Here is a 23,249-nt window from a genome sequence, read left to right as displayed (position 1 = left end):
CGATGGGTTGGCCGGGCGGTGTTCGATGGCGACGCTTCGCGTCGCGGCGAGGGGGCTCTTGACCCGGTGTCTTCCCTCGTTGCTGTGGTCGCTTCGCTCCCGGCGCTCCTCAGTCCAGACACCGGCGCCCCCTCGCACTCCCAACATGGCTTTGACCTGGCAAGTGAGGGCCACCGCAAGGGCTGATTCCTGGGTGTTGGCCTAGCTGTGTCTGATTGCGCGCTTTGGGCATGCGGCGAGGGGGCGGGGGAGGGCCGGGCCGGCTCGTCGCGGGAGGCGGCCCGGGGGAGGGTCAGTGGGCGGTCAGACGACCGGCGGAGCGGGTCCGCATGAGGTCGGCGACGGTGTCGGCCATGACCATGGGGTCGATCGGCTGGGCGACGACGGCGTCGGCGCGGGACCAGTTGGCCAGCCAGCGGTCGTCGCGGCGCGCGATGAGCAGGCAGATGGGCGGGCAGTCGAAGACCTCGTCCTTGGCCTGGCGGCTGACGCCCATGCCGCCCGCGGGCTGCGCCTCGCCGTCGAGGACGGCGACGTCGATCTCTCCGCTGTCGAGGAGCTGGATCACCTTGGCCTGCGTGGCGCACTCGATGATCTCCGCGAGGGGGAGGTCCGGGGCGGGGCGTCTGCCGATGGCCAGCCGTACCTTCTCACGGGTCGAGGCGTCGTCGCTGTAAACGAGGACCTTCATCACCTGGTCGCTGCTCACGGTCGCGCTCACTTATCGCTTGTGGGAGGTATGGTCACCATGGATGGTACCGGTCACCTGGGTCGGATACCCAGGCCGGACGTGCAGGCAGGCCGATTGCCTGCTCTATCCCCATTGCGGCGGACTTTGCACGCCCTAACGGGGGGTCGTGGGGCGACCCGACCAGGAGAGCCGCAATAATGCTGCCCGTGGCGACAGCATCCGCAATTACTTCGACGACGACGGCACACGCGTCGCGCCGACCAAACCTGGTCAGCGTCGGGACGATCGTGTGGCTGTCCTCTGAGCTCATGTTCTTCGCGGCGCTGTTCGCGATGTACTTCACGATCCGGTCTGTGAGTCTGAGCGAGGGCATGCCCTGGCCGGAGGCTCACCTCAACGTCCCGTTCTCCACGGTGAACACGATCATCCTGGTGCTTTCCAGTGTGACGTGCCAGCTCGGTGTCTGGGCGGCGGAGAAGGGCCAAGTGGCCAAACTCCGCTTCTGGTATATCGTCAGCTTCCTGATGGGCTCCGTCTTCGTCGCGGGGCAGATCTATGAGTACGGCGAGTTGGTCGGCCAAGGCCACACGTTGTCGCACAGCGCGTACGACTCGGTGTTCTACCTGACCACGGGCTTCCACGGACTCCACGTGACCGGTGGACTGATCGCGTTCCTCTTCATGCTGGGACGCACGTACGCCGCGAAGCGCTTCACTCATGAGCAGGCGACCAGCGCCATCGTCGTGTCCTACTACTGGCACTTCGTGGACGTGGTCTGGATCGGCCTCTTCGCGACCATCTACATCATCCACTGATCGGAACGGGATCTCTGTGAATAGGATCACCGCTCGGCGGCGGCATCCCCTCGCGAGATACGCCGTCCTGCTTCTCGCTCTCGCCCTGCTCGGCGGGCTTTACGCAGTTGCCGCGCCGACCGGGCAGAGCGCAGACGCGGCGATCTCGTCGGGCAAGGTCGACGACGTCGCCGAGGGCAAGAAGCTCTTTGAGGCGAGCTGCGCGAGTTGTCATGGCCTCAATCTGGAGGGCACGAAGACCGGCCCCACGCTGGTCGGCGTCGGCGGCGCGGCCGTCGACTTCCAGGTGAGCAGCGGGCGCATGCCCGCGGCCAACCCCGGCGCCCAGGCGCCGAGGAAGCCGCCGGCCCCCTGGGTGAACGAGACGACCATCCGTCAGCTCGCCGCCTACGTGCAGTCCAAGGGCGGCGGCCCGGCCATCCCGACGGACGAGCAGGTCGACCCGGCCAAGGGCAACTCCGCCAAGGGCGGGGAGCTCTTCCGGGCCAACTGCATTCAGTGTCACAACTTCGTCGGTGCCGGTGGCGCGCTGACCGAGGGCAAGTACGCGCCTGATCTGAACCAGTCGACTCCGAAGCAGATCTACGAGGCGATGATCACGGGCCCGCAGGCCATGCCGCCGTTCAACGACAGCACGATCACCCCCGAGCAGAAGCGGGACATGATCGCCTACATCGTCGGCGTCCGTGGGCAGAAGGACCCGGGTGGCTTCGGTCTCGGCCGTATCGGCCCGGTGACCGAGGGCCTCGCGCTGTGGGTCGTAGGCATCAGCCTTCTCGTGCTCGCCGCCATCTGGATCACCGCGAAGAGGCGACAGAAGAAGTCATGACTGAGAACGAACACGAGCCCGAGCGGATCGATGAGCGCGTGCCGAAACGCGTCATCGGTACGCCCTCGCCCGCGGAGAGCACCGCGCTCCTGGGCACAGGCGACGACGGTAGCCCGCAGGGACCCGGTCCCCTGCCTGGGGTGAAGTTCCAGGACGAGAAGACGGCCAGGAAGGGAGAGCGCATCGCCGCTCTCTGCTTCGTGATCACCTTCCTCGCCGCGATCGGCTTCATCGCCTCCTATGTGATCTTCCAGGTCGGCGACATCGACAAGACCGCGGTCTCCAACCTCGCGCTCGGAGGCACGCTCACGCTCGCGTTCCTGGCCCTGGCGATCGGCGTCGTGGTCTGGGTCCGCATGGTGATGCCGAAGTACAACCTGGTCCAGGAGCGCCACGAGATGCGCTCGGACAAGGCGGCCCGCTCTTACGTCGCCGAGACGTTCGCGCAGGGCGTCGAGGAGAGCGGCTTCGTCAAGCGCTCGCTGCTGCGCCGTACGCTGCTGCTGGCGGCGGCGCCGCTGGGACTTCTCCCGCTGGTGCTGCTCAAGGACCTCGGGCCGCTTCCCGGCACGGTTCTGCGCCACACGGTGTGGGGCAAGAAGACCAAGGCCGGCAAGCCGCGCAAGCTTGTCGTCGAGGGCACCGGCGCTCCGATCCGCGCGGCGGACTTCAACACGCCGGGCGGAATCCTGTCGGTGGTTCCCGAGGAATACACGCACGACCTCAACGAGCTGGCCAAGTCGACGCTGATCCTGATCAAGTTGAGGCCGGAGGAGATCAAGTCCGGCACCAACATCAACTGGACTCACGACGGCATCATCGCCTACTCGAAGATCTGCACCCACGTGGGTTGCCCCGCGGCGCTCTACGAGCAGACGACGCACCACATCCTGTGCCCGTGCCACCAGTCCACGTTCGACGCGTCCGACGGTGCGAAGGTAGTCTTCGGACCTGCCGCGCGACCGCTGCCGCAGTTGCCGATCGGGGTCGACGAAGAGGGATACCTCATCGCCAAGGGCGATTTCCCGGTCCCGCCCGGGCCGAGCTTCTGGGAGCGCGGCGACGCCGAGGCTGAGGTTCGTGCCAAGGGAGGCCAGGCATGAGCGAAATGACGGCAAATGGTGTGGGCACCGTTCAGAGAGGCACGAACGCGGCTCCGCCCAAGGCGATCGCCGGCATCAGCACCTTCCTGGACGACCGCGTCGGGGCGGGCAACTTCCTCAAGCGCAACATGCGGAAGATCTTCCCGGACCACTGGTCGTTCCTGCTCGGGGAGATCGCGCTCTACTCGTTCATCATCCTCCTGCTGACCGGCACGTTCCTGACGTTCTGGTTCAAGCCCAGCATGGCCCACGTCATCTACGACGGTTCCTACGAGCCGCTCAAGGGCGTCGGCATGTCGGAGGCGTACGCCTCGGCGCTGCACATCAGCTTCGAGGTCCGGGGTGGTCTGCTCATGCGGCAGATGCACCACTGGGCGGCGCTGCTGTTCGTGGCCGGCATGATGGTGCACGCGCTCCGGGTGTTCTTCACCGGCGCGTACCGCAAGCCGCGCGAGCTCAACTGGCTGATCGGCGTCGGGCTGCTCACGCTGGCGCTGCTTGAGGGTCTGACCGGCTACTCGCTCCCCGACGACCTCCTGTCGGGCGCGGGTCTGCGCATCACCGAGGGTGTGGCGATCTCGCTGCCGCTGATCGGCACCTACCTCACCTTCTTCCTGTTCGGTGGTGAATATCCGGGCACGGATATCATCTCCAGGTTCTTCACCCTGCACGTGCTGCTGATCCCCGGCATCCTGCTGGCGCTGATCACGGCCCACATGATCCTGATGTGGGTCCAGAAGCACACCCAGATGCCGGGTAAGGGCCGCACGAACACGAACGTGGTGGGCGCACCGTTCTACCCGGCCTTCATGGCCAAGGCGGGCGCGTACTTCCTGTTCACGTTCGCGGTGATCGCGGGCCTCGGAACCTTCGCCCAGATCAACCCGATCTGGCTGTTCGGCCCGTATACACCGGCGGACATCTCCGCAGGCTCCCAGCCCGACTTCTACATGGGCTTCCTGGAGGGCGCGCTGCGGTTGATGCCCGCATGGGAGATCAACTTCCTCGGTTACACACTGCCGTTGAGCGTGATCATCCCGGCCTTGGTGCCCATGGGCATCATCATGACCGGTCTGGCGCTCTATCCGTTCCTGGAACAGTGGGTCACCGGCGACCGGCGCGAGCACCACGTGTGCGACCGTCCGCGCAACAACCCGCACCGCACCGCGATCGGTATGTCGGCGATCTCGTTCTACGGCGTGCTGTGGCTGCTCGGCGCGAACGACGAGATCTCGGCGAAGTTCCACATCTCGCTGTTCGTCACCACGCTCGTCGGCCGAGTGATGATCTTCGTCCTGCCGGCCATCACATATGCGGTCACCTACTCGATCTGCATCGGCCTGCAGCGCAAGGACGCCGAGGTCATCGGTCATGGCGTGGAATCGGGTGTCATCAAGCGTCTTCCGAGCGGTGAATACATCGAGATCCACGTGCCCGCGGCCGAGGACATCGCCGACCACATGCTCGACAAGAAGCCTGTGCCGATGCTGCCCGGCGCCGACGAGGCCGAGGAGCGCGACGGCATCCCGCCGAAGAGCATGCGCGGCCCGCTCGGCAAGCTCAGGGCCAAGATGAGCCGTGCCTACGGTGGCGAGAAGATCGCCATCCATCAGGGCCACGGCCACGGCGAGGATGAGCACGCCGCCGTCGGCGGAGGAGACGACCAGTCGTCGATCGGCCGATGAGGGGTCGTTAGACCCCGGTCTGACGGAGCTGTCACCACGCAACGAAGGGGGCGGGGCGCCACAGGCGCCCCGCCCCCTTCGCCGTCGCGTCGTGCGTTCGTCTCGTGCGAAGCCCTGCCGCCCTCGGCGGAAGGTCAGTCGGACTCGGACAGGCCGAGGGAGAACGCGGCGTCGAGGTCGTGCCGGGAATAGGTGCGGAAGGCCAGCTGCGTCACGGTGTCGAGCACGCCGGGGATCTTGTTGAGCCGTCCCGGGATCACCTCCGCGACCTGCTCGTAGCTCGCGACCCGCACCATTGCCAGCAGGTCGTATTCACCGGTGATGGAGTAGACCTCGCTGACCTCGTCGAGGGCGGCGATGGCCTGGGCGACCTCGGGGATGCGGTCCACCTCGGCGTTGATGTGGACGATGGCCGTGACCACTCTTCCTCCTCGCGCTGAACGGCTGAACGGCTGAACGTCTGGGTAGTCCCTAGATGCGTAATCCCTAGCGTAGGGGGCGCCCCTCCCGGGAGGAGGGCCGGTGCCGGGGCGCGTAGGCGAGGTCGATGCGGGCTTTGAGGCGGGCCGCGCCCCGCGCGGGCAGGCTCCACTCGCCGTCGACCTCCACCAGCCGCACCCCCGGCGACTCAAGCCAGCGGAGCACGCACTCGGTCTCCTCGGCGGTGGCCGCGGGGGTCGGGCCGGGTCCTGGGGAGACGGTCTCGGCGGTGGCGACCAGCGCCTCGACGAAGGGCGCCGGGTGGGCCCCCTTGGGCATCACCCCCGCCGCCGTCAGCCTGCCGTGCCTCACCACGTGGATCTCCCACCCGCCGCTGAAGGCGGGCGAGGCGGCCACGAGGTGGGGAAGCCTGGTGAGCGAGGACAGGCGCTGCATGCGGGCCGCGGTGCGCACGTAGGCGGCGAGTCTGTCGCGGTCGACGGCGGCCTCCTCGTAGCGCTGCTCGGCGGCCAGGCGCTCCATGCGGGCCTCCAGGGCTGTGAACACCGCGCCCGCGTCGCCGGTCATGGCCTCGCGTGCCGCGTCGACGTGCTCGTGGTAGGCCGCCGGGCTCTCGCGCCCCTCGCAGGGCGCCCCGCAGCGGCCGATCCCGGCCAGGGCGCAGGCGGGCCGCGTGGTGCGGAGCGTGAGCCGCTCGGTGCAGCGGCGCAGCGGTACGGCCTCGTGCAGGGCGGCCCGCGCGTCGTCGGCGAGGCGGGTGCTGCCGAACGGGCCGAGGTAGGTGCCCTGGTCGTCCTTCACCTCGCGGACGATCGAGAGCCGGGGGAAGGGCTCGTCGGTGAGCTTCAGCCACACGGCCTTCTCCGGGAAGCGGGACTTGCGATTGTAACGCGGCTTGGCCGCGCCGATCAGCCGCAGCTCGCGCACCTCGGCCTCCAGCGCGGTCGCGCACACGATGGGCCGCACCCGTTCGGCGACGCCGATCATCTCGCGGATGCGGGGACGCGTCTCGCTCGCGGTGAAGTAGGACCGGACGCGGTTGCGCAGGTTCGTGCTCTTGCCGATGTAGAGCGCCTCCCCATGGGCGTCCTCGAACACGTAGACGCCGGGGGCGTGCGGCACGAGGTCGGCCAGGTGGCGCTTGCGGCGCTGCTCGGGCGTCGGGGCGCGGACGAACGAACGGAGGTCCTCCACCGTGTGCACGTCGAACGACCCGGCGCGCTCGATCAGCCCGTGGAGCACCCCGACCGTCGCCCGGGCGTCCTGCAACGCCCGGTGGCAGGGCTCTGTGGAGGTGCGGAAGAGCCGCGCGAGCGTCGCGAGCTTGCAGTTGGGGGTCTCGTCGCGGGTCAGCAGGCGGCGGGCCAGATCGACGGTGTCGAGCACGGCGTTGATCGGCGGGGGATAGCCGTGGGCGGCGCAGGCGGCTTTGATGAACCCCACGTCGAAACCGGCGTTGTGGGCGACCAGCGTCGTCCCCCTGATGAACTCCAGGAAGCTGGGCAGCACCGACTCGATTCTGGGGGCCGCGACCACCATCGCGTCGGTGATGCCGGTCAGCACCGAGATGAACGGCGGGATGGGGCCGCCCGGGTCGACGAGCGTCGCGAGCTCGCCGATCACCTCCCCTCCGCGCACCTTGACGGCGCCGATCTCGGTGATGGCGTGCTCCGAGGCGGAGCCCCCGGTCGTCTCCAAGTCGAACACGACGAAAGTGACGTCGCTGAGGGGAGTGCCCAGGTCGTCCAACGTTCCCTGTACCGCGTCCACGACCAAGACCATAGAAGGCGGCACCGACAAGTCCTCAGGCAGATCACCGCTTAAGCCGTACGGGCATCCCGGCAGGCGCGATCGGACGGAGGTTCCCGCACCCGTGGCCGGGCCTTGGGAAGGCGCCCACGCCGAACGGGGGAGCACCGTGTAGAGCGCTCCAACGGCCGGGCGGAACGGTGCCGGATCGGTCCACGGGCGGTGTTCACGGTCCGCGTGCGGGCCAGGATGCCGAGGACTTCGAGAAGGGCCTTCACGATGGTCAAGCGTCATCTGACAGGGCGGCGGGCCGCGTCGGCCTTCGGAAGCGGATCAGGCGTCCAAGGTCGCCGCATGACATCGACTTTGGTCGCTACCGTACGATCCGCCCAAGGCCATAACCTCCTCAAACATGATGGAATACCGCTGGGCGCTGCCCGCCGCCCTGCTCGGCGACACATCGGACGGGCGGCTCGGCAGGGTCCGGCGGTCGACCCGCGACTGGATCGTCGACATCACGCTCTTCCTCTTGGCGGCGCTAGTCACCTTGCTGGCCATATCGGAGTTGCAGGGTCGGCCGCAGCACGTCGTGCTCGTGGAGCAGGTGATCGGAGCGGGCGCCTGCGCCGCCGTGTGGCTGCGCCGCCGCTGGCCGGTGGGGCTGGCCGTCGGGCTGCTGCCCTTCACGATGTTCGCGCAGCTCGCCTCGGGAGCGGTGATCGTCGCCGTGTTCACGGTGGCGGTGCACCGGCCCTTTCGCGTGGTGGCGGTGGTCGGCGGTCTGCACATGGCCGCGACGCTGCCGTGGGCGGCGTTCTACCCCGATCCCGAGCTGAAATACTGGGGCACGGTCGTGAGCACCGCGAGCTTCTATCTGCTGACGATGACCTGGGGCATGTTCGTCCAGGCCCGCAGGCAACTGGTTCACTCGCTGCGCGAGCGGGCGCACCGGGCCGAGGTCGAGGCGGGGCTGCGGGAGGAACGCGCGCGTCACCTCGAACGCGAGCGCATCGCACGCGAGATGCACGATGTGCTCGCGCACCGGATCTCCCTGCTCAGCCTGCACGCGGGAGCGCTGGAGTTCCGGCCGGACGCCCCGGCCGCGGAGATCTCCCGCGCGGCGGGGGCGATCCGGTCGAGCGCCCATCAGGCGCTCCAGGATCTCAGGGAGGTCATCGGGGTGCTGCGGCACGGGCAGGGAGACGGGCAGCCCGAACGGCCGCAGCCCACGCTCGCCGACCTGTCGGATCTGGTGGAGGAGTCCAGGCAGGCGGGCATGTCGGTGGCCTTCGAGATGTCGGTGACGGGGGAGCCCCCGGAGGCGCTCGGACGGAACGTCTACCGGATCGTCCAGGAGGCGCTCACCAACGCCCGCAAGCACGCGGGAGGCGAGCAGGTCGCCGTGCGGGTCGGGGGAGCTCCGGGGGAGGGGGTCACCGCCGAGGTGCACAACCGGGTGCCCGCCCTCGCGGCGTCCGCCAAGGGAGCGGGCGGTGGCCCGCCGGCCCCCGACCGGATTCCCGGCGCCGGCACCGGGCTGATCGGCATGACCGAACGGGCCGAGCTCGCCGGAGGCCGACTGGAATACGGTCACGTCGAGCACGGTCACGTCGGACACGGTCACGTTGAGCACGGTCACGGTCCCGGCGGTGACTTCCGGCTGAAGGCGTGGCTACCGTGGCCGGCATGAGTTCACCCATCAGCGTTCTGATCGTTGACGACGACGCGCTTGTCCGCGCCGGGCTCTCGATGATCCTGGCCGGAGCAGAGGAGATCCGGGTCGCGGGAGAGGCGGCCGACGGCGAGGAGGTGCCCGCGCTGGTCGCCCGGCACCGGCCGGACGTGGTGCTGATGGACATCCGGATGCCGAAGGTCGACGGCCTGACCGCCACCGAGCGGCTCCGCGCGGTGGCCGGGGCGCCGGAGGTCGTCGTGCTTACCACGTTCCACGCCGACGCCCAGGTGCTGCGCGCCCTGCGGGCCGGGGCGGCCGGTTTCCTGCTCAAGGACACCCCGCCCGCGGAGCTGGTCGCGGCCATCCGCAAGGTCGCCGCGGGGGAGCCGATCCTGTCACCGGCCGTCACCCGCCAGTTGATCTCGCATGTGTCGGAGACGGCCGTGGACTCGCGCCGGGAGAGGGCCAGGGCGCTGCTGGCCAGGCTGAGCGAGCGCGAGCGCGAGGTGGCCGTGGCGGTGGGCCGGGGCAAGGCCAACGCGGAGATCGGCGGCGAGTTGTTCATGAGTGTGGCGACCGTCAAAGCGCATGTTTCTAGAGTCTTGACCAAACTTGAATTGAACAACAGAGTGCAGGTCGCACTGCTGGTCCAGGATGCGGGATTGATCTCCTCATAGGATTACTGAAGCGGTTCGTTCCGTGCCGGAGGGTGCCTAACTGTGGCCTGAGACACGCCCATGCCTGCGGCAGCCGTACCCTTAGTGACAGACCAGTGCCGAGAGGTGGACTAAGGGGACGTGGGATGAGTTCAGCCGGAGAGGGCCTGTCTCGTCCGCTGCCCGAGCAGGTTCGGTTACACGTGGTGGAGCTCGCCGCGCAGGTCCTGGCGTCGCTCCCGGCCCCCTCGGTGCCTCCGCCGCTGCGCGGCATCAGCAAGTTCGAGCCGCGCAAGCGGGCCAGGCTGGGGGCGACCCCGATCGCGGCTCAGTTGGAGACCGACAAGGAGTTCCGCGAGCACGTCGCCGAGGCGCTGGCGGCCGGGTGGCCCGCTCTGGTGAGCAGTCTGGCCGAGGGCACGGTGCCGCCCGCCGCCGAGCCGGTGCTGGTGGCCGCAGCCGCCTACCTCACCCGGCCGCCCGGCTGGGTCGGCATGGTCGAGGACGCGCGGGCCGAGCTGGAGCGCACGGCCGTGGCCGAGGGGTCGGCCAACGAGCAGACCATCACGCGCCTGCGCGAGCAGGTCGCCGTGCTCAAGTCCTCCTCCAAGGAGGAGGCGGAGCGGCTGCGCGAGCAACTAAGATCCGCGCGTTCGGAGAATTCCGATCTGCGGCGCAAGCTCCACGACGCCCGCGAGAAGGCCAAGTCCGCCGAGCGCCGCGCCGTGGAGAGCGAGCATGCCGCCGAGGAGGCCCGGGCCGCGCTGACGGCCGCGGGCAGCGCGGGCGAGGCCGAGCTGCGGCGGCTGCGCGAGCGGCTGGCCGACGCCGAGCGGCAGATGGAGGCGACGCGCCGGTCGGCGCGGGAGGGCCGCAGCGTCGAGGACGCGCGGGTGCGTGTGCTGCTCGACGCGCTGCAGGACGCGGCGGCCGGGCTCCGCAGGGAGCTGGCGCTGCCCTCTACGATCTCCCGGCCGGCCGATTCGGTGACCGCGGCCGCTCCGTCGAGGCCGGGGGTCCCCGCGCGGGCGCTGTCAGACGATGATCCGGCGCTGCTCGATCAGTTGCTCGCCCTTCCGCAGCCGCATCTGATCGTCGACGGTTACAACGTGACCAAGAGCGGTTATGGGGCGTTGACGCTGGCCGATCAGCGTACCCGGCTGCTCACCGGGCTCGGCGGGCTGGTCGCGCAGACCCGCATCGAGATCACCTGCGTCTTCGACGGCGCGGAGCTGAACGCCCCCGTGCAGGTGGCCGCGCCGCGCGGGGTGAGGGTGATGTTCAGCGTCCCCGGCCAGAGCGCCGACGACCTGATCAGACAGCTCGTCAGAGCCGAGCCGAAGGGCCGGGCGATCGCCGTGGTCTCCTCCGACCGGGAGGTGGCCGATTCGGTGCGGAGGATGGGCGCGAGGCCCGTGCCGTCCGGTCTGCTGCTGCGGCGACTCGGCCGCGCCTGACTCACTTTTCTCGCCAATCCCAACAAAAGCATGAGTCAGTCAGCGTAGATTTAGTACTATTTCGCCCCAAGTCCTGAGCATGGAGCCTTTGCCGGGCCATCCCCCTGATCGGTGGTCGGTCGGCGTACTCACGGCCGGACCGCAGGATCGAAACGCTGATTGAGCTGATTGAAGGGTGAAAGCGTAGTGCCGTTGAGGTTCGGCCGAGTCCCCATGGCCGCGGGCCTGGCCGCCGCCGTCCTGTTCCTCCCGCTCAACGGAGCCGCCGCGGATCCTCGCCCCACCGTCGCTCAGGCCAGGGAGAGGCTCACCAAGCTCAACGACGAGGCGGACAAGGTCGTCGACAAGTACAACCTCGCCGGCGAGCGTCTGAAGAAGGCCAGGAAGAAGCACAAGGAGCTGAGCGCGGACTACGAGCGGCAGAGCGCGGGCGTGGACACCATGCGCGAGCGCCTCGTGGCCGTCGCCGTCAACCGCTACCGCTTCGGCGACGTCATGGGATGGCCCGCTCTCGCGGCGGAGAACAACCCCGGCTCGCTGCTCAGCGGAATGGCGGCCCTCGACCACCTGTCCTCCGAGCAGGCCCAGACCATGTCCGCCTTCGAGGAGGCCACCCGCTCGCTGCGAGAACGCAGGGACAAGGCCAAGGAGGCGCTCTCCGAGGCCGATCAGGCCCGGTCCGACCTTCGCAAGGAGAAGGAGAAGATCGAGAAGCTGATCGTCCGCCAGACGGGCCTGCTGCGCCGCCTGGGCACCTACAAGCGGGGCAACACCCGCAGCGCCGGGCAGCAGTACACCGGGGCGGCCTCAGGGAACGCACTGGCCGCGCTGCAGTTCGCCTATGGGCAGATTGGCAAGCCGTACCGCTACGGCGGCACCGGACCGGGCAGTTGGGACTGCTCCGGGCTGATGCAGGCGTCCTGGAGCTCCGCCGGGGTCACGCTGCCGCGCACCACGTGGGACCAGTGGAGCTGGGGCTCCAGCCGCCGTGTGCCCATGGACCAGATCCAGCCCGGCGACCTGCTCTTCAGCCACGGCCTGGGCCACGTCGGCATGTACGCGGGCGGAGGCAAGATGGTCCACGCGCCCCAGACCGGCGACGTCGTGAAGATCACGCCGCTGGACTCGTACGGCAGAGGCCGTTTCGTGGGCGCGGTGCGCCCCTGACCGCGCCGCCCCTGCCGCCTCTGGCCGCACGCCCTTGACCGTGTGCCCTGACAGGGGCTCACCGTGAGGTAAGGCGGACATCTGGGTGGTGTCGAACGCCATGGGGCATGTGTCCTGGCTCTGCGGCTGGCGTCTGGGCGACAGCCATGTAGTGATCACGTCATGCTTTGTGCGCTGCTGTTGGAACGATCAAACCCGGTCTGTTTAATCGTGATCATTGCCACATTTCCCCTCTATTCATGCATCGGATGAATCCCCGAAGGGAGGGAACTACTGCGCTGGACGCGCAGTCCGGGTGTCGAGAGGGGGGAGCGCACGGTGGGCGGCGAGGTGACGGTGCTTCCTCAGGTGTTGCCGCTGTGACGCATGTGGTGCATGAGGCGTCCTTAGGTCACGATCTGGAAAATGTGAGGAGGGTCACATTTGCATAACACAAGCCCTGATTTATCTGGGATTTTTGGGGTGATTCCACGTTTACGTGATCTTTATCTTTGGTTGGGGCTTTGCTGAAATGTGACGATCGGAGTACGTTCCCGTTCGGTGACGAGCAAGCCGTGCCGCCGCCGCGTTCGGACCACCCCCGTCCGCAACGAGTGACACACCCCGCGGTGTCTCACCCCCATGAGACGCACGTGATCTGCCTAATCCACGCAGTCAGGAGGCGTGGAACCGGGGACCCAAAAGCCCTGATTTTTCTGGGCTAGGGGTGAATCAACGCCAATGCGTTGTAGGGCGAACTTCCACGCCCGAACCCGTCAGCTAACCCGGTCGGCATTGGTGGAAGACACAAGGAGCAATCCTGTTTACGTCCCCGCATAACCCCCCGCTGTCGCGCGTGATCCGCTTGGGTATCGGCGGAGCCGCGCTCTCCCTCACCGCGTCCGCCGGAGCGATCGGACTCACCGCACCGGCCCAGGCGATGACCCCCATGCCCCCGAACCCCCCCGTCGTGACCTTCGACCCCGCCGACGCGCTGGAAGAACCCAGCACGGCCGAGGCCGAGAAGAAGGCCGACAAGAAGGCCGACGACGCGAAGGCCAAGCCCAAGGCCGCGGCCAAGACCAAGAAGATCTCCAAGGTCGAGAAGCAGAAGATCAAGGCCAAGAAGGCCATCAAGGTGGCGAAGCAGCAGGTCGGCGACCCCTACAGGTACGGCGCGACCGGCCCCAATGCCTTCGACTGCTCAGGGCTCCTCCAGTTCGCGTGGCGCAAGGCCGGCATCAAGCTGCCCCGGACCTCCTACAGCATGTTCCGCGGTATCGACAAGAAGGTCTCCTGGAAGAGTCTCAAGCCCGGTGACCTGATGTTCTTCCATGGCAAGGGCCACGTGGCCATGTACATCGGCAAGAACAAGATCGTGCACTCGCCCAGTAGTGGCAAGACCGTCCGGATCGAGAAACTGAGCTCGTGGCGCAAGCGCGCCTTCAGCGGAGCGGTCCGTCCCGGACTGTAAGAGGCCCACGACACCAAGGACCCCGCCCCAAGGCCGCTTCGGCCTCGCGCTCACGCGCCGGGCACCGCCACGGGCGGCCTGCGCGGCCGGGTCCGGGCACTACCGTGCGGCAGCCGTACGCGCATCCGGGAGACCAGCCCCGTCCACCCCCCGGGACGGGGCTTTCCCACGTTCCCGCGCCCGGCCGTCCGTACGGCGCCTGCCGGGCGAGCCGGAGCTCCCGCCGTTAAGCTCTGCGAGCATGTCGCTGCGCATCGCTCCCGCCGCCCGGTGCCCCGGTGCCCCGGTGCCCGGCCCTGACGCGGCCCACCGGGCCGCGGCTTCCCGGGCGCACCCGCGAAGCCACCTCACCCGCCGCCTCGCCCTCCCCGCACTGCTGGCGCTGGCCTGCGGCGCCGTGCTGTCCGCCGCCGCGCCCGAGCGCGGCCCGGCCGGCGGCCCCGAGGTCATCAGGGGCGAGGACTTCCTCGTGGTGGGCTACGGCGCCGACTCCGCCCTGGTGCGCGACATCGCCACGCGGGTCGGTCCCGCGACCCGCCAGGTCACCGAGGTGTGGGGCAGCGCCCGCCCCGCCGTGGTGCTCGTGCCGAGTAGCGAGCGGATGGCCGGGCTCATCGCGGGCGCGGCCGTACTCGACGGGCTGGCCGCCGTGGCCACCGTCGACCGCGTCGTCGTCAACCCGCGGCTGTTCGCCCGGCTCACGGCGACGGGCCGGGACGTGGTGCTGGCCCACGAGCTGACCCACGTCGCGACCGGCGCCGCCGTGAGCGGGATGCCGATCTGGCTGGTGGAGGGCTTCGCCGACTACGTCGGCTACCGTGACGCGGGGCTCCCCGCGTGGGAGGCCGCGGCCGAGCTCGCGCAGGAGGTGCGTGAGGGGGCGGTGCCGTACCGGCTGCCCGAACGCGCGGACTTCCGGCCCGGGGCGCCGAGACTCGCCCAGGTTTACGCGGAGTCTTGGCTCGCCTGCGCGCTTCTCGCGGCACGGTTCGGTGAAGACGCCCTGGTGAGGCTCTACCGTGATGCGGAGCGGCGCGGCATCGACGCGGCGCTGTCGAAGCTGGGCATGACGGTCACTGGGCTGACCGCCGAATGGCGGGTCTACGTTCGGGACACACTCGCTTGAGGGGGACGACATGAGCGCGCCGGACACCGCGGACCCGCCGGCCACGCCACCCGCGCGGCTTCTCCCGCGCGCGGCGCGCGGCGCCGGCGCGCTGGCCGCCGTCCTCGGCGTCGCGGTGCTGGCCGTGATCGCGTTCACCACGCCGTGGCGGGCGCTGCCCGCCGGCGCGCCCGAGGTCCCGGCCGACCCCGCGAGAGACTTCGGCGCCGAGCAGATCGCGCGGTCGGAGGCGCTGGACGCCGTGACGGCCGCACCCGTCTATATTTCGCTCGGGCTGACGCTGGTGCTCGCCGGGCTGCTGATCGCGACCCCGCTCGGCGCCCGTGTCCTCGACCGGCTGAAAGGCCCGTGGTGGGTGCGGGTGCCCGTGGCGGTCGCCGCGCTCACGGCGGCCGTCGAGGTGCTGCGGTGGCCGCTCGGCATGTGGGCGGAGACCTACCTTCGTGAATACGGCCTTTCCACCCAGACATGGCTGACCTGGTCGCTCGACCGGCTCAAAGGCATCGGCGTGCGCACGGCACTGCTGGCCCTCGCCGTACTCGCCGTGGTAGCGCTGGCCAGACGTGTGGCGCGGTGGTGGATCCCCGCCGCCCTGGGGGCGTGCGCGCTGACGGTCGTCGGGTCGTTCGTCTACCCGGTCCTCATCGAACCCGTCTACAACGACTTCCGGCCCATGCCCGCCGGACAGCTCCGCGACGACCTGCTGGCCATGGCCGCCCGCGACGGGGTGCCCGTCGACGATGTGCTCGTCGCCGACGCCTCCCGCCGCACCACGGCCCTGAACGCCTACGTGTCGGGCTTCGGGGCCACCCGGCGCATCGTCGTCTACGACACGCTGCTGAAGGCCCCTCCCGGAGAGATCGAACTGATCGCCGCGCACGAACTCGGCCACGCCAAGCGCGACGACGTGCTTTACGGCACCCTCATCGGCGCCCTCGGCGCGGGCTTCGGCACCTGCCTGATCGCCGTCGCGGCGGCCACCCCGTTCGTACGGCGCCGCACAGGCGTCGCCGCGCTCGCCGACCCGCGCGCGGCCGGGCTCCTCCTCGGCCTGATCACCCTCGGCACCGTCCTGTCCGGGCCCGTCCAGAACATCGTCAGCCGGCACATCGAGGCCCGCGCCGACGTGCACGCGCTCAACCTCACCCGCGACCCGGCGACGTTCGTCGCGATGCAGAAGCGCCTCGCCACGACCAACCTCTCCGACCTGTCACCCGACGCGCTGGAGGTCGCGCTCTACGGCTCGCACCCGCCCACGCCCGAGCGCATCGCCCTCGCCCGCGCATGGGCACGGTTCAACCACCTTCCCGAACCGTGACCGCCGTCCCGGCGACCTCCGCCGGCCGCACCCTGATCGTCACCAACGACTTCCCACCCCGGGCGGGGGGAATCCAGGCGTTCGTCCACGGCCTGGCCCGGACCCTCCCCCCGGAGTCGGTCACCGTCTACGCCCCGTCGTGGAGTGGCGGCGCGAGCTTCGACGCGCGGCAGGACTACAGCGTCGTCCGCCACCCCACCTCGCTCATGCTGCCGACCCCCTCGGTCGCCCGCCGCGCGGCCGATCTCATCCAGGCCCACCAGTGCGACACGGTGGTGTTCGGGGCCGCGGCCCCGCTCGGCCTCATCGCCCCCGACCTGCGCGCCGCCGGGGCGCGCCGCATCGTCATGCTCACCCACGGCCACGAGGCGTCGTGGGCGAGCGTTCCCGTCGCCCGCGGGCTGCTGCGCAGGATCGGCGAGCACGCCGATACCGTCACCTACCTCGGTGAATACACCAGGCGCAGACTCTCCGCCGTCATCAGGGACGAAGCCCTCGTACGGCTGGCGCCCGGCGTCGACACCCGCGCCTTCCGGCCGGGGGCCGGAGGGGCGCGCGTGCGCGCCGCGCTCGGCCTCGGGGACGCCCCCGTCGTGGTGTGCGTGTCGCGGTTGGTGCCGCGCAAGGGACAGGACACCCTGATCCGGGCCTGGCCGCTCGTGCGCCGTGCCGTACCGGACGCGGTGCTGTTACTTGTGGGGGACGGGCCCTACCGGCGCACCTTGGAGCGGATGGTCGCGGCCCGCGGGCTGGGGGAGGCGGTGCGGTTCACCGGTCCGGTGGCGTGGTCGGCGCTGCCGGCGTGCTTCGACGCCGGGGACGTGTTCGCGATGCCGTGCCGTACGCGGCTCTCCGGCATCGACGTGGAGGGGCTCGGGATCGTCTACCTGGAGGCGTCGGCGACGGGCCTGCCGGTGGTGGCGGGCCGGTCCGGAGGGGCGCCCGACGCGGTCCTGCCCGGCACGACGGGCCTGCTCGTGGACGGCACGTCCGCGACCGAGGTCGCCTCCGCCCTGACGGAGCTGCTCGCCGACCCGGCCGCCGCCCGGCGCATGGGCGAGCGGGGCCGGGCCTGGGTCGAGCGCGCGTGGGGATGGGAGACCGTCGCGGCGGCGTTCGGCGACATACTCACGTCCCCGGAGGGCGTCCCGCCACAGGGGAAGGTGCGGCGGGAACCGGACACGCTGTCACGACCCTTCCTACGGGGCGCTATGCGTTTTCTAGGCGGCGAGCGTGAACGCTAGGTGTAGAGCGCGTTGATTTCAGAGGCGAAGTCGCGATAGACGATGTTTCGTTTGATGCTGAGCTTCGGCGTGAGATGGCCGCTTTCCTCGGTGATGTCTGCGTCAAGCACCACGAACTTCTTGATCGCCTCCGCCGACGACACGTGGCTGTTGGCCTCGTCCACGGCCTTCTGGACGTCCGCCAGCACGGCCGGGTCCTTGGCCAGCTCCGAGAGAGTCGCGCCCTGCCGCCCGTTGGCGCTCTTCCACTGCTCGACCGCCTCCGGGTCGAGCGTGATCAGCGCGGCGATGAACGGGCGGTCGTCCCCGACCACCAGCGCCTGCGACACCAGGGGATGGGCCCGGATGCGGTCCTCCATCGGCGCCGGCGCCACGTTCTTGCCGCCCGCCGTCACCAGGATCTCCTTCGTACGGCCGGTGATGCGCAGATAGCCGTCCGCGTCCAGGGCGCCGAGGTCTCCCGTGTGGAACCAGCCGTCCTCGTCGAGGACCTCGCGGGTGCTCTCCTCGTTGTTCCAGTAGCCCTTGAACACATGGCGGCCCTTGACCAGGATCTCGCCGTCGTCGGCGATGCGGATCGTCACGCCGGGGAACGGCTTGCCCACGGTGCCGATCTTGTTGGCGCCCGGCATGTTCACCGTGGACGGCGCGGACGTCTCGGTCAGCCCGTACCCCTCGACCACCTCGATGCCGACACCGCGGAAGAAATGGCCGAGCCGCTCGCCGAGCGCCGACCCGCCCGACACCGCCGCCGACAGCTCGCCGCCCGTCGCCGCGCGCAGCTTGCTGTAGACCAGCTTGTCGAACAGCGCGTGCTTGAGCCGCAGCCCGAGCCCCGCGCCGCCCGAGCTCTCCGCCCGGCTCCACGCGATCGCCACGTCCGCCGCCCTCTGGAAGATCGCTCCCTTGCCGCCGGCCACCGCCTTCTGCTCGGCGGCGTTGTAGACCTTCTCGAACACGCGAGGTACGGCGAGCAGGAACGTGGGCTTGAAGCTCAACAGGTCGGGGGCGATGTTGCGCATGTTCGGGCTGTGACCGATCACCGTGGCCGTCTCGACGAGCACGACCTCGATGATGCGGGCGAAGCTGTGGGCGAGGGGGAGGAACAGCAGCGCCGCCCGGTCGCGGACCTTGAAAAGCTGCTCAAGCGGTCCGTCCATCACGTTGCGGGCGGTGAAGAGCAGGTTGTCGTGGGTCAGGCGGCACCCCTTGGGCATGCCGGTCGTGCCCGACGTGTAGATGATGGTCGCGAGGTCGGCGCCGATGCGGCTCGTGCGGGACTCCTCCAGCGTCGCGTCGGAGATGTCCGCCCCCGCTCTCGCCAGTTCGTCGAGCGAACCCTCCTCGATGTTCCAGATGTTCTTGAGGTCCGGAAGATCGGCGAGGACCTCGCGCACCCTCGCCTCGTGGTCGGCGTGCTCCACGATCACGGACTTGCTGCCGCTGTCGGAGATGATCCACTTGACCTGTTCGGCGGAGGAGGTCTCATAGATCGGCACGCTCACCGCGCCCGCGGCCCAAATGGCGTAGTCGGCCACCGTCCACTCGTAACGCGTGCGCGACATCAAGGCCACCCGGTCACCCGGCTCGACACCCGCCGAGATCAGCCCCTTGGCCAGCTTCGCGACCTCGCCCCGGAACTCGCCCGCCGTCACGGACCTCCAGCGCTCACCGTCGCTCCGGCGGAAGACGACCACGCCGGGGTCGCGCTCACCCCGCTCGAACACCGTATCGGTGAGAGTGGCGGAAGCCGGCACATTGACAAGGACAGGGACGCTGTACTCGCGCACGGTGACTCCTCCAGGTGCGTGGGCTGCCTGGACGTTACCGCGTGAAGTTACGCTCAGGTAGATCCGTCACCCATGCGTTATCAAGGGCAATTCCACGGTAGCAGCCGGTAATGGGACGCGCGTCACTCGGTTGATCACTGAACATCGCGTGTCGCACGTGTTACTCGACGCTACCTTGCAGGATGTTCCCGGGCGCCGATCCGCCGGACGGATCGGCTTTTCCACCCCGCTCGGCGGGAGAGTCCGCCTCGCCCCCCGTGTGAAGGCCGGAGCACCACGGATCAGCCCGGTAGCGTGGGCCCATGGCTGATCGCACCACCTCGCGCACCACGATCGACGCCGAGCCGGCCGCCGTCATGGCGGTCATCGCCGACTTTCCCGCATACCCCGAGTGGGCCGGGCAGGTGAAGTCGGCGGAGATCCTCACCACCCACCGCGACGGCCGCCCCGACGAGGTGCGGTTCACCCTCGACGCGGGCGTCCTCTCCGACGACTACACCCTCGGCTACGAGTGGCACGGCGACGAGCTGGTCACCTGGCGTATCGTCACGCCCGGGCGCATGCTGTCGGCCCTCGACGGGAGCTATCAGCTCGCCGCCACCGACCGCGGCACCGAGGTCACCTACGAGCTTTCCGCCGACGTCAAGATGCCGATGCTGGGCATGATCAAACGAAAAGCCGAAAAGGTCATCGTCGACACCGCGCTCAAAGGACTCAAGAAGCGGGTCGAGAGCAGGTAGCCTTCCTTGATCACCAACTGGGGTTCCCGCTGGTCCCGAGATAGTTCCACGAACTGATGACACGCTCTCCCGAGCCCTCCTCTCGGGTAGCGTTTTGAGATAGGAGGGCCACATATGAGCGAGAACAGCGAGCAGGACCGCCACGACGGCGGGCAGACCACAACCGCACACGCGGCTCAAAGCCGCACCCGCCGTACGCGTTCCGAGCCGCCGACCTTTCCCGGCGGCGACGCCCTCGGCGTCACCGCCGCCCTCCCGGAAGCGACGCCCGGCACCCCGCCCGAGGCCACCGCGGTCAAGCCCGCCGCGGTCAAGCCCGCCGTGGTCGAGCCTGCCGTGGTCGAGCCCGCCGCCAAGGTGAGCGCGGCCAAGGCCCGCTCGGCCAGGACGGCTGCCGCCAAGGCCGGCGCGGGCAAGGCGGCCGACGGCGAGGCGAGCCCGGCGGAGGCGGCTCCGGCCAAGGCCCGCCCGGCCAAGGCCCGCCCGGCCAAGGCGACCGCCGCCAAGGGGGCCAAGGCCGACCCCGCCGGCACCAAGGCGCGTGCGGCCAAGCGCACCCCGGCCAAGGCGTCCGGCGCCGAGGCGGGCGCGAGCGAGGCGGTCGATGGCCAGGTGAGTCCCACGGAGGCGGCTCCGGCCAAGACCCGCTCGGTCAAGGCCCGCTCGGCCAAGGCAGCCGGTGCCGAGGCGGCCCCGGCTAAGACCCGCTCGGCCAAGGGGGCTAAGGCCGACCTCACCAGCACGAAGACGGGTACGGCCAAGGCGGCTGCGGCCAAGGCGAGCGTCGAGGAGGCGGGTTCGGTGGCGGGGAGCCGTACGGCGAAGCCCGGGACGCCGGTGGCCGGTGCCGCCGCGGCGGCTGCCGCCCCGGTGAACGGCGCCGGTGACCACGAGGCCCGTGCCCGCGCCGCGCATGAGGAGAGCGGCCGGGACTCCCATGCCCGGGAGACCCGCGACCGGGGTCGGGAGGCCGATGCGTCCCGCAACGGTGACCGGGGTTGGGGGAGTGAGGCGGTCTGGGCTTACGAGCGGCTGGGCCGGGAGGCGTTCGGCGCGGTGGCGGACGAGGCCGCCAAGCTGCTCGGCTCCCTCCAGGCGCGCGCCACCCGCGAGGTCGGGAAGGCCGTGGTGCGGGGCAGCGTGAACGGTGTCGTGAACGGCGTCGGCCAGGTGATCTCGGACTTCACCGGCAGCCGAGTCGGCGGCAGGTCCGAGCCCGCCCGTGATGTGTGGGAGGAGGCCGTGTCCATGCCGCACGAGGACGAGGAGTACGTCTGCCGCGCCTGCCCGGTGTGCCGGGCCATCGCCGCTCAGCGCGAGGCGGGCACGGATGTCACCGGCCATCTGAAGGCGGCGGGGGACGAGGTCATGTCCGTGGTCAAGAGCTTCGTCGGCGCCATCCAGCGCCCGTCGACACCCCGCAAACCCTAACTGTTTGGCGGATATGACTACGCTGATGCCGCGAACATGGGCTGAGTCTGGGCCCGCTTGGGAATGGTTGGGGACATGCTGACCATCGGTGTGGACATCGGCGGCACAAAGATTGCCGCGGGCGTAGTCGACGAGGACGGCCGAGTGCAGGACCACCTGCTTCGTCCTACCCCCGCCGACGACGTCGACCGGGTTGCGGAGACGATCGCGGAGGTTGTGGGCGAGCTGCGTCGCGGGCGCGATATCGAGGCCGTGGGCCTCGGCGCGGCGGGGTTCGTGGATGAGACGCGGTCGGTTGTGCGTTTCGCGCCCAACCTGGCCTGGCGGGAGGAGCCGCTGCAGAAGAAGGTCTCCTCCCTTGTCGGGCTGCCGGTGGTGGTGGAGAACGACGCGAACGCGACGGCGTGGGCGGAGGCCCGCTTCGGGGCGGGGCGCGGGCAGAGCCACGTCGTGCTGCTCACGGTGGGCACGGGCATCGGCGGCGGACTGGTGTTCGACGGCGCGCTCTACCGGGGCCGGTGGGGCATGGGCGCCGAGCTCGGCCACATGCAGGTCGTCCCGGGCGGCAGGCTGTGCGGGTGCGGCAACCTGGGCTGCTGGGAGCAGTACGCCAGCGGCCGGGCCCTTGTCATGGAGGCCAGGGAGATCGCGGCGGCCGACCCGCAGCGGGCGGGCATCCTGCTGGGGCTCGCCGGCGGCACGATCGAGGGCGAGGAGGTCACCGAGGCGGCGAGGCTGGGCGACGAGGCCGCCTTGGCGGCGTTCTCGGTCCTCGCGGGCTGGCTGGCCCAGGGCATGGCCGACCTCAGCGCGGTCCTCGACCCGGGGTGCTTCATCATCGGCGGGGGCGTCTCACGCGCCGCCGACCTCTTCGTCGACCAGGTGCGGGAGACCTACGCGGCTCTTCTCACCGGGCGGGGCCACCGGCCCGTGGCCGAGGTCCGCCTCGCCGAACTCGGCCCCTCGGCCGGCCTCGTCGGCGCGGCCGATCTGGCCCGCCTGCCCTGACGACCCGCGCCCCGGCGGCACCCCCGGTGCCGCCGGGCCCACGCGGTCGGCCCGACCCGGCCCCCGGCCCGAGCGCTCCGCGTTTCCCAATTCGGGGAGCCAGTATGGGAGACCGGTAGGCGTCTGCGGGGGAGTGCATGGCGGTCAGGGTGGCGACGTACAACGTGCGGTCGATGTATGACGATGCCGAAGCGCTGACCAGGGTCATCAGGAGCATGGCGCCGGATCTGCTGTGCGTGCAGGAGGCGCCGCGGTTCCTGCGCTGGCGGGCGAAGCGGCGCGGGCTGGCCGAGTCGGCGGGCATGAGGGTGGGCGCGGGCGGCCGGGTGGGCGGGGTGGCGGTTCTCGTCGGCGGTGCCGTACGGCTTGTGCACGATGAGAGCCATGCGCTGCGGCGGTTTCCCCGGCTGGAGCGGCGCGGGCTCGCGCTCGCGGTGGTCGAGGTGGCGGGCGCGCGGCTGGCGGTGGGGTCGTTCCACCTTGATCTGGCGGCGGCGGCGAGGCTCGCCCATGTCGAGGAGGTCGTGGCGTTGGCGGAGGACGTGGCGGCGCGCCACGGGGCTTCGGTCGTGCTGGCGGGCGATGTCAACGAGCAGGACCACGAGCCCGCCTGGCGGTATCTGACGGAGCGCTACACCGACTGCTTCGCGCGTGTTCCGCGCGGGGACGGGCTGACGTTCTCGGCACGCGGACCGCGCTACCGGATCGACGGAGTCTTCGCGTCGCCCGGCTTGACGGTCCTCGGCTGCGGTACGGCGGAGGCCGATACGGCCGACCTCCGGGCGGCGACCGACCATCTGCCCGTTGTCGCTGATCTCACCACGCATCGGGCATCACCGGGCGGGTGAAGCCACGAAGTGCAGGGCCAGGG

20 protein-coding genes and 1 riboswitch are annotated in these 23,249 nt (G+C 70.1%); of the genes, 16 read left to right on the top strand and 4 right to left on the bottom strand.

What is annotated here, in order from left to right:
• Positions 1-292 precede the first annotated feature (292 nt).
• Complete coding sequence (locus tag BLQ73_RS11225) at positions 293-691, bottom strand: type 2 periplasmic-binding domain-containing protein (RefSeq protein WP_093170353.1); 399 nt, start codon at positions 689-691, stop codon at positions 293-295.
• 197 nt (positions 692-888) lie between these two features.
• Between BLQ73_RS11225 and ctaE the strand changes: the two genes are divergently transcribed.
• From ctaE to qcrB, 4 genes are read left to right on the top strand one after another with little or no spacing between them, the layout of a single operon-like run.
• On the top strand, positions 889-1,506 hold the full coding sequence (ctaE, locus tag BLQ73_RS11220; protein ID WP_093170317.1) for an aa3-type cytochrome oxidase subunit III: 618 nt from the start codon (positions 889-891) through the stop codon (positions 1,504-1,506).
• Positions 1,507-1,522: 16 nt separating this feature from the next.
• On the top strand, positions 1,523-2,335 hold the full coding sequence (gene qcrC, locus BLQ73_RS11215) for a cytochrome bc1 complex diheme cytochrome c subunit (protein WP_093170316.1): 813 nt from the start codon (positions 1,523-1,525) through the stop codon (positions 2,333-2,335).
• Entirely contained in the window at positions 2,332-3,438 is a 1,107-nt protein-coding gene (qcrA, locus tag BLQ73_RS11210) for a cytochrome bc1 complex Rieske iron-sulfur subunit (protein WP_093170315.1), read from the top strand. The genes qcrC and qcrA overlap by 4 nt, the downstream gene beginning before the upstream one ends.
• Positions 3,435-5,123 carry a cytochrome bc1 complex cytochrome b subunit gene (gene qcrB, locus BLQ73_RS11205; protein WP_245690993.1) on the top strand — a complete coding sequence of 563 codons (1,689 nt, stop codon included), beginning with the start codon at positions 3,435-3,437 and terminating at the stop codon, positions 5,121-5,123. Before qcrA ends, qcrB begins: the two co-directional genes overlap by 4 nt.
• Before the next feature lie 134 nt (positions 5,124-5,257).
• Here the strand turns inward: qcrB and BLQ73_RS11200 are convergent, their stop codons facing one another.
• On the bottom strand, positions 5,258-5,545 hold the full coding sequence (locus BLQ73_RS11200) for an Lrp/AsnC family transcriptional regulator (protein WP_093170313.1): 288 nt from the start codon (positions 5,543-5,545) through the stop codon (positions 5,258-5,260).
• Between the two features lie 64 nt (positions 5,546-5,609).
• On the bottom strand, positions 5,610-7,346 hold the full coding sequence (locus BLQ73_RS11195; protein ID WP_176955372.1) for a DEDD exonuclease domain-containing protein: 1,737 nt from the start codon (positions 7,344-7,346) through the stop codon (positions 5,610-5,612).
• A gap of 379 nt (positions 7,347-7,725) precedes the next feature.
• Between BLQ73_RS11195 and BLQ73_RS11190 the strand changes: the two genes are divergently transcribed.
• The 8 genes from BLQ73_RS11190 (at position 7,726) to BLQ73_RS11155 (ending at position 17,409) form a co-directional block, all read left to right on the top strand.
• Positions 7,726-9,003, top strand: coding sequence for a sensor histidine kinase (locus BLQ73_RS11190; protein WP_093170312.1), 1,278 nt, complete (start codon positions 7,726-7,728; stop codon positions 9,001-9,003).
• Positions 9,000-9,665, top strand: coding sequence for a response regulator (locus tag BLQ73_RS11185; protein WP_093170351.1), 666 nt, complete (start codon positions 9,000-9,002; stop codon positions 9,663-9,665). Before BLQ73_RS11190 ends, BLQ73_RS11185 begins: the two co-directional genes overlap by 4 nt.
• A 125-nt stretch (positions 9,666-9,790) precedes the next feature.
• The gene (locus BLQ73_RS11180; RefSeq protein ID WP_093170311.1) at positions 9,791-11,101 is read left to right on the top strand and encodes an NYN domain-containing protein; all 1,311 of its coding nucleotides are present in this window, start codon (positions 9,791-9,793) and stop codon (positions 11,099-11,101) included.
• Positions 11,102-11,287: 186 nt separating this feature from the next.
• Positions 11,288-12,268 (top strand): C40 family peptidase, encoded by a 981-nt coding sequence (locus BLQ73_RS11175; RefSeq protein WP_245690992.1) that lies wholly within the window; start codon positions 11,288-11,290, stop codon positions 12,266-12,268.
• A gap of 628 nt (positions 12,269-12,896) precedes the next feature.
• Positions 12,897-13,057, top strand: a riboswitch (cyclic di-AMP (ydaO/yuaA leader).
• Positions 13,058-13,103: 46 nt separating this feature from the next.
• Complete coding sequence (locus BLQ73_RS11170; RefSeq protein WP_245690991.1) at positions 13,104-13,721, top strand: C40 family peptidase; 618 nt, start codon at positions 13,104-13,106, stop codon at positions 13,719-13,721.
• 241 nt (positions 13,722-13,962) lie between these two features.
• Entirely contained in the window at positions 13,963-14,847 is an 885-nt protein-coding gene (locus BLQ73_RS11165; RefSeq protein WP_093170309.1) for a gluzincin family metallopeptidase, read from the top strand.
• A gap of 10 nt (positions 14,848-14,857) precedes the next feature.
• Complete coding sequence (locus BLQ73_RS11160) at positions 14,858-16,165, top strand: M48 family metallopeptidase (RefSeq protein ID WP_093170308.1); 1,308 nt, start codon at positions 14,858-14,860, stop codon at positions 16,163-16,165.
• Positions 16,162-17,409, top strand: coding sequence for a glycosyltransferase family 4 protein (locus tag BLQ73_RS11155; protein WP_245690990.1), 1,248 nt, complete (start codon positions 16,162-16,164; stop codon positions 17,407-17,409). The genes BLQ73_RS11160 and BLQ73_RS11155 overlap by 4 nt, the downstream gene beginning before the upstream one ends.
• Here BLQ73_RS11155 and BLQ73_RS11150 read toward each other — a convergent pair.
• Positions 17,406-19,199: an AMP-dependent synthetase/ligase gene (locus BLQ73_RS11150; RefSeq protein WP_093170306.1), complete on the bottom strand. Its 1,794-nt coding sequence runs from the start codon at positions 19,197-19,199 to the stop codon at positions 17,406-17,408. The two genes, BLQ73_RS11155 and BLQ73_RS11150, sit on opposite strands and share 4 nt — an antisense overlap.
• Positions 19,200-19,501: 302 nt before the next feature.
• Between BLQ73_RS11150 and BLQ73_RS11145 the strand changes: the two genes are divergently transcribed.
• From BLQ73_RS11145 to BLQ73_RS11130, 4 genes are all read left to right on the top strand, one after another.
• A complete protein-coding gene (locus tag BLQ73_RS11145) occupies positions 19,502-19,939 on the top strand; it encodes an SRPBCC family protein (RefSeq protein WP_093170305.1) in 438 nt (145 codons plus the stop codon).
• A gap of 114 nt (positions 19,940-20,053) precedes the next feature.
• Positions 20,054-21,370, top strand: coding sequence for a hypothetical protein (locus BLQ73_RS11140; protein WP_093170304.1), 1,317 nt, complete (start codon positions 20,054-20,056; stop codon positions 21,368-21,370).
• A gap of 75 nt (positions 21,371-21,445) precedes the next feature.
• A complete protein-coding gene (locus tag BLQ73_RS11135) occupies positions 21,446-22,378 on the top strand; it encodes an ROK family glucokinase (protein WP_093170303.1) in 933 nt (310 codons plus the stop codon).
• A gap of 137 nt (positions 22,379-22,515) precedes the next feature.
• A complete protein-coding gene (locus BLQ73_RS11130) occupies positions 22,516-23,226 on the top strand; it encodes an endonuclease/exonuclease/phosphatase family protein (RefSeq protein WP_093170302.1) in 711 nt (236 codons plus the stop codon).
• Positions 23,227-23,249: the final 23 nt, after the last annotated feature.

This window comes from Sinosporangium album, assembly GCF_900100605.1.
GTDB lineage: Bacteria > Actinomycetota > Actinomycetes > Streptosporangiales > Streptosporangiaceae > Sinosporangium > Sinosporangium album.
Note: the sequence above shows the minus strand (reverse complement) of the source record. Positions and strands in the feature narration are given on the sequence as shown.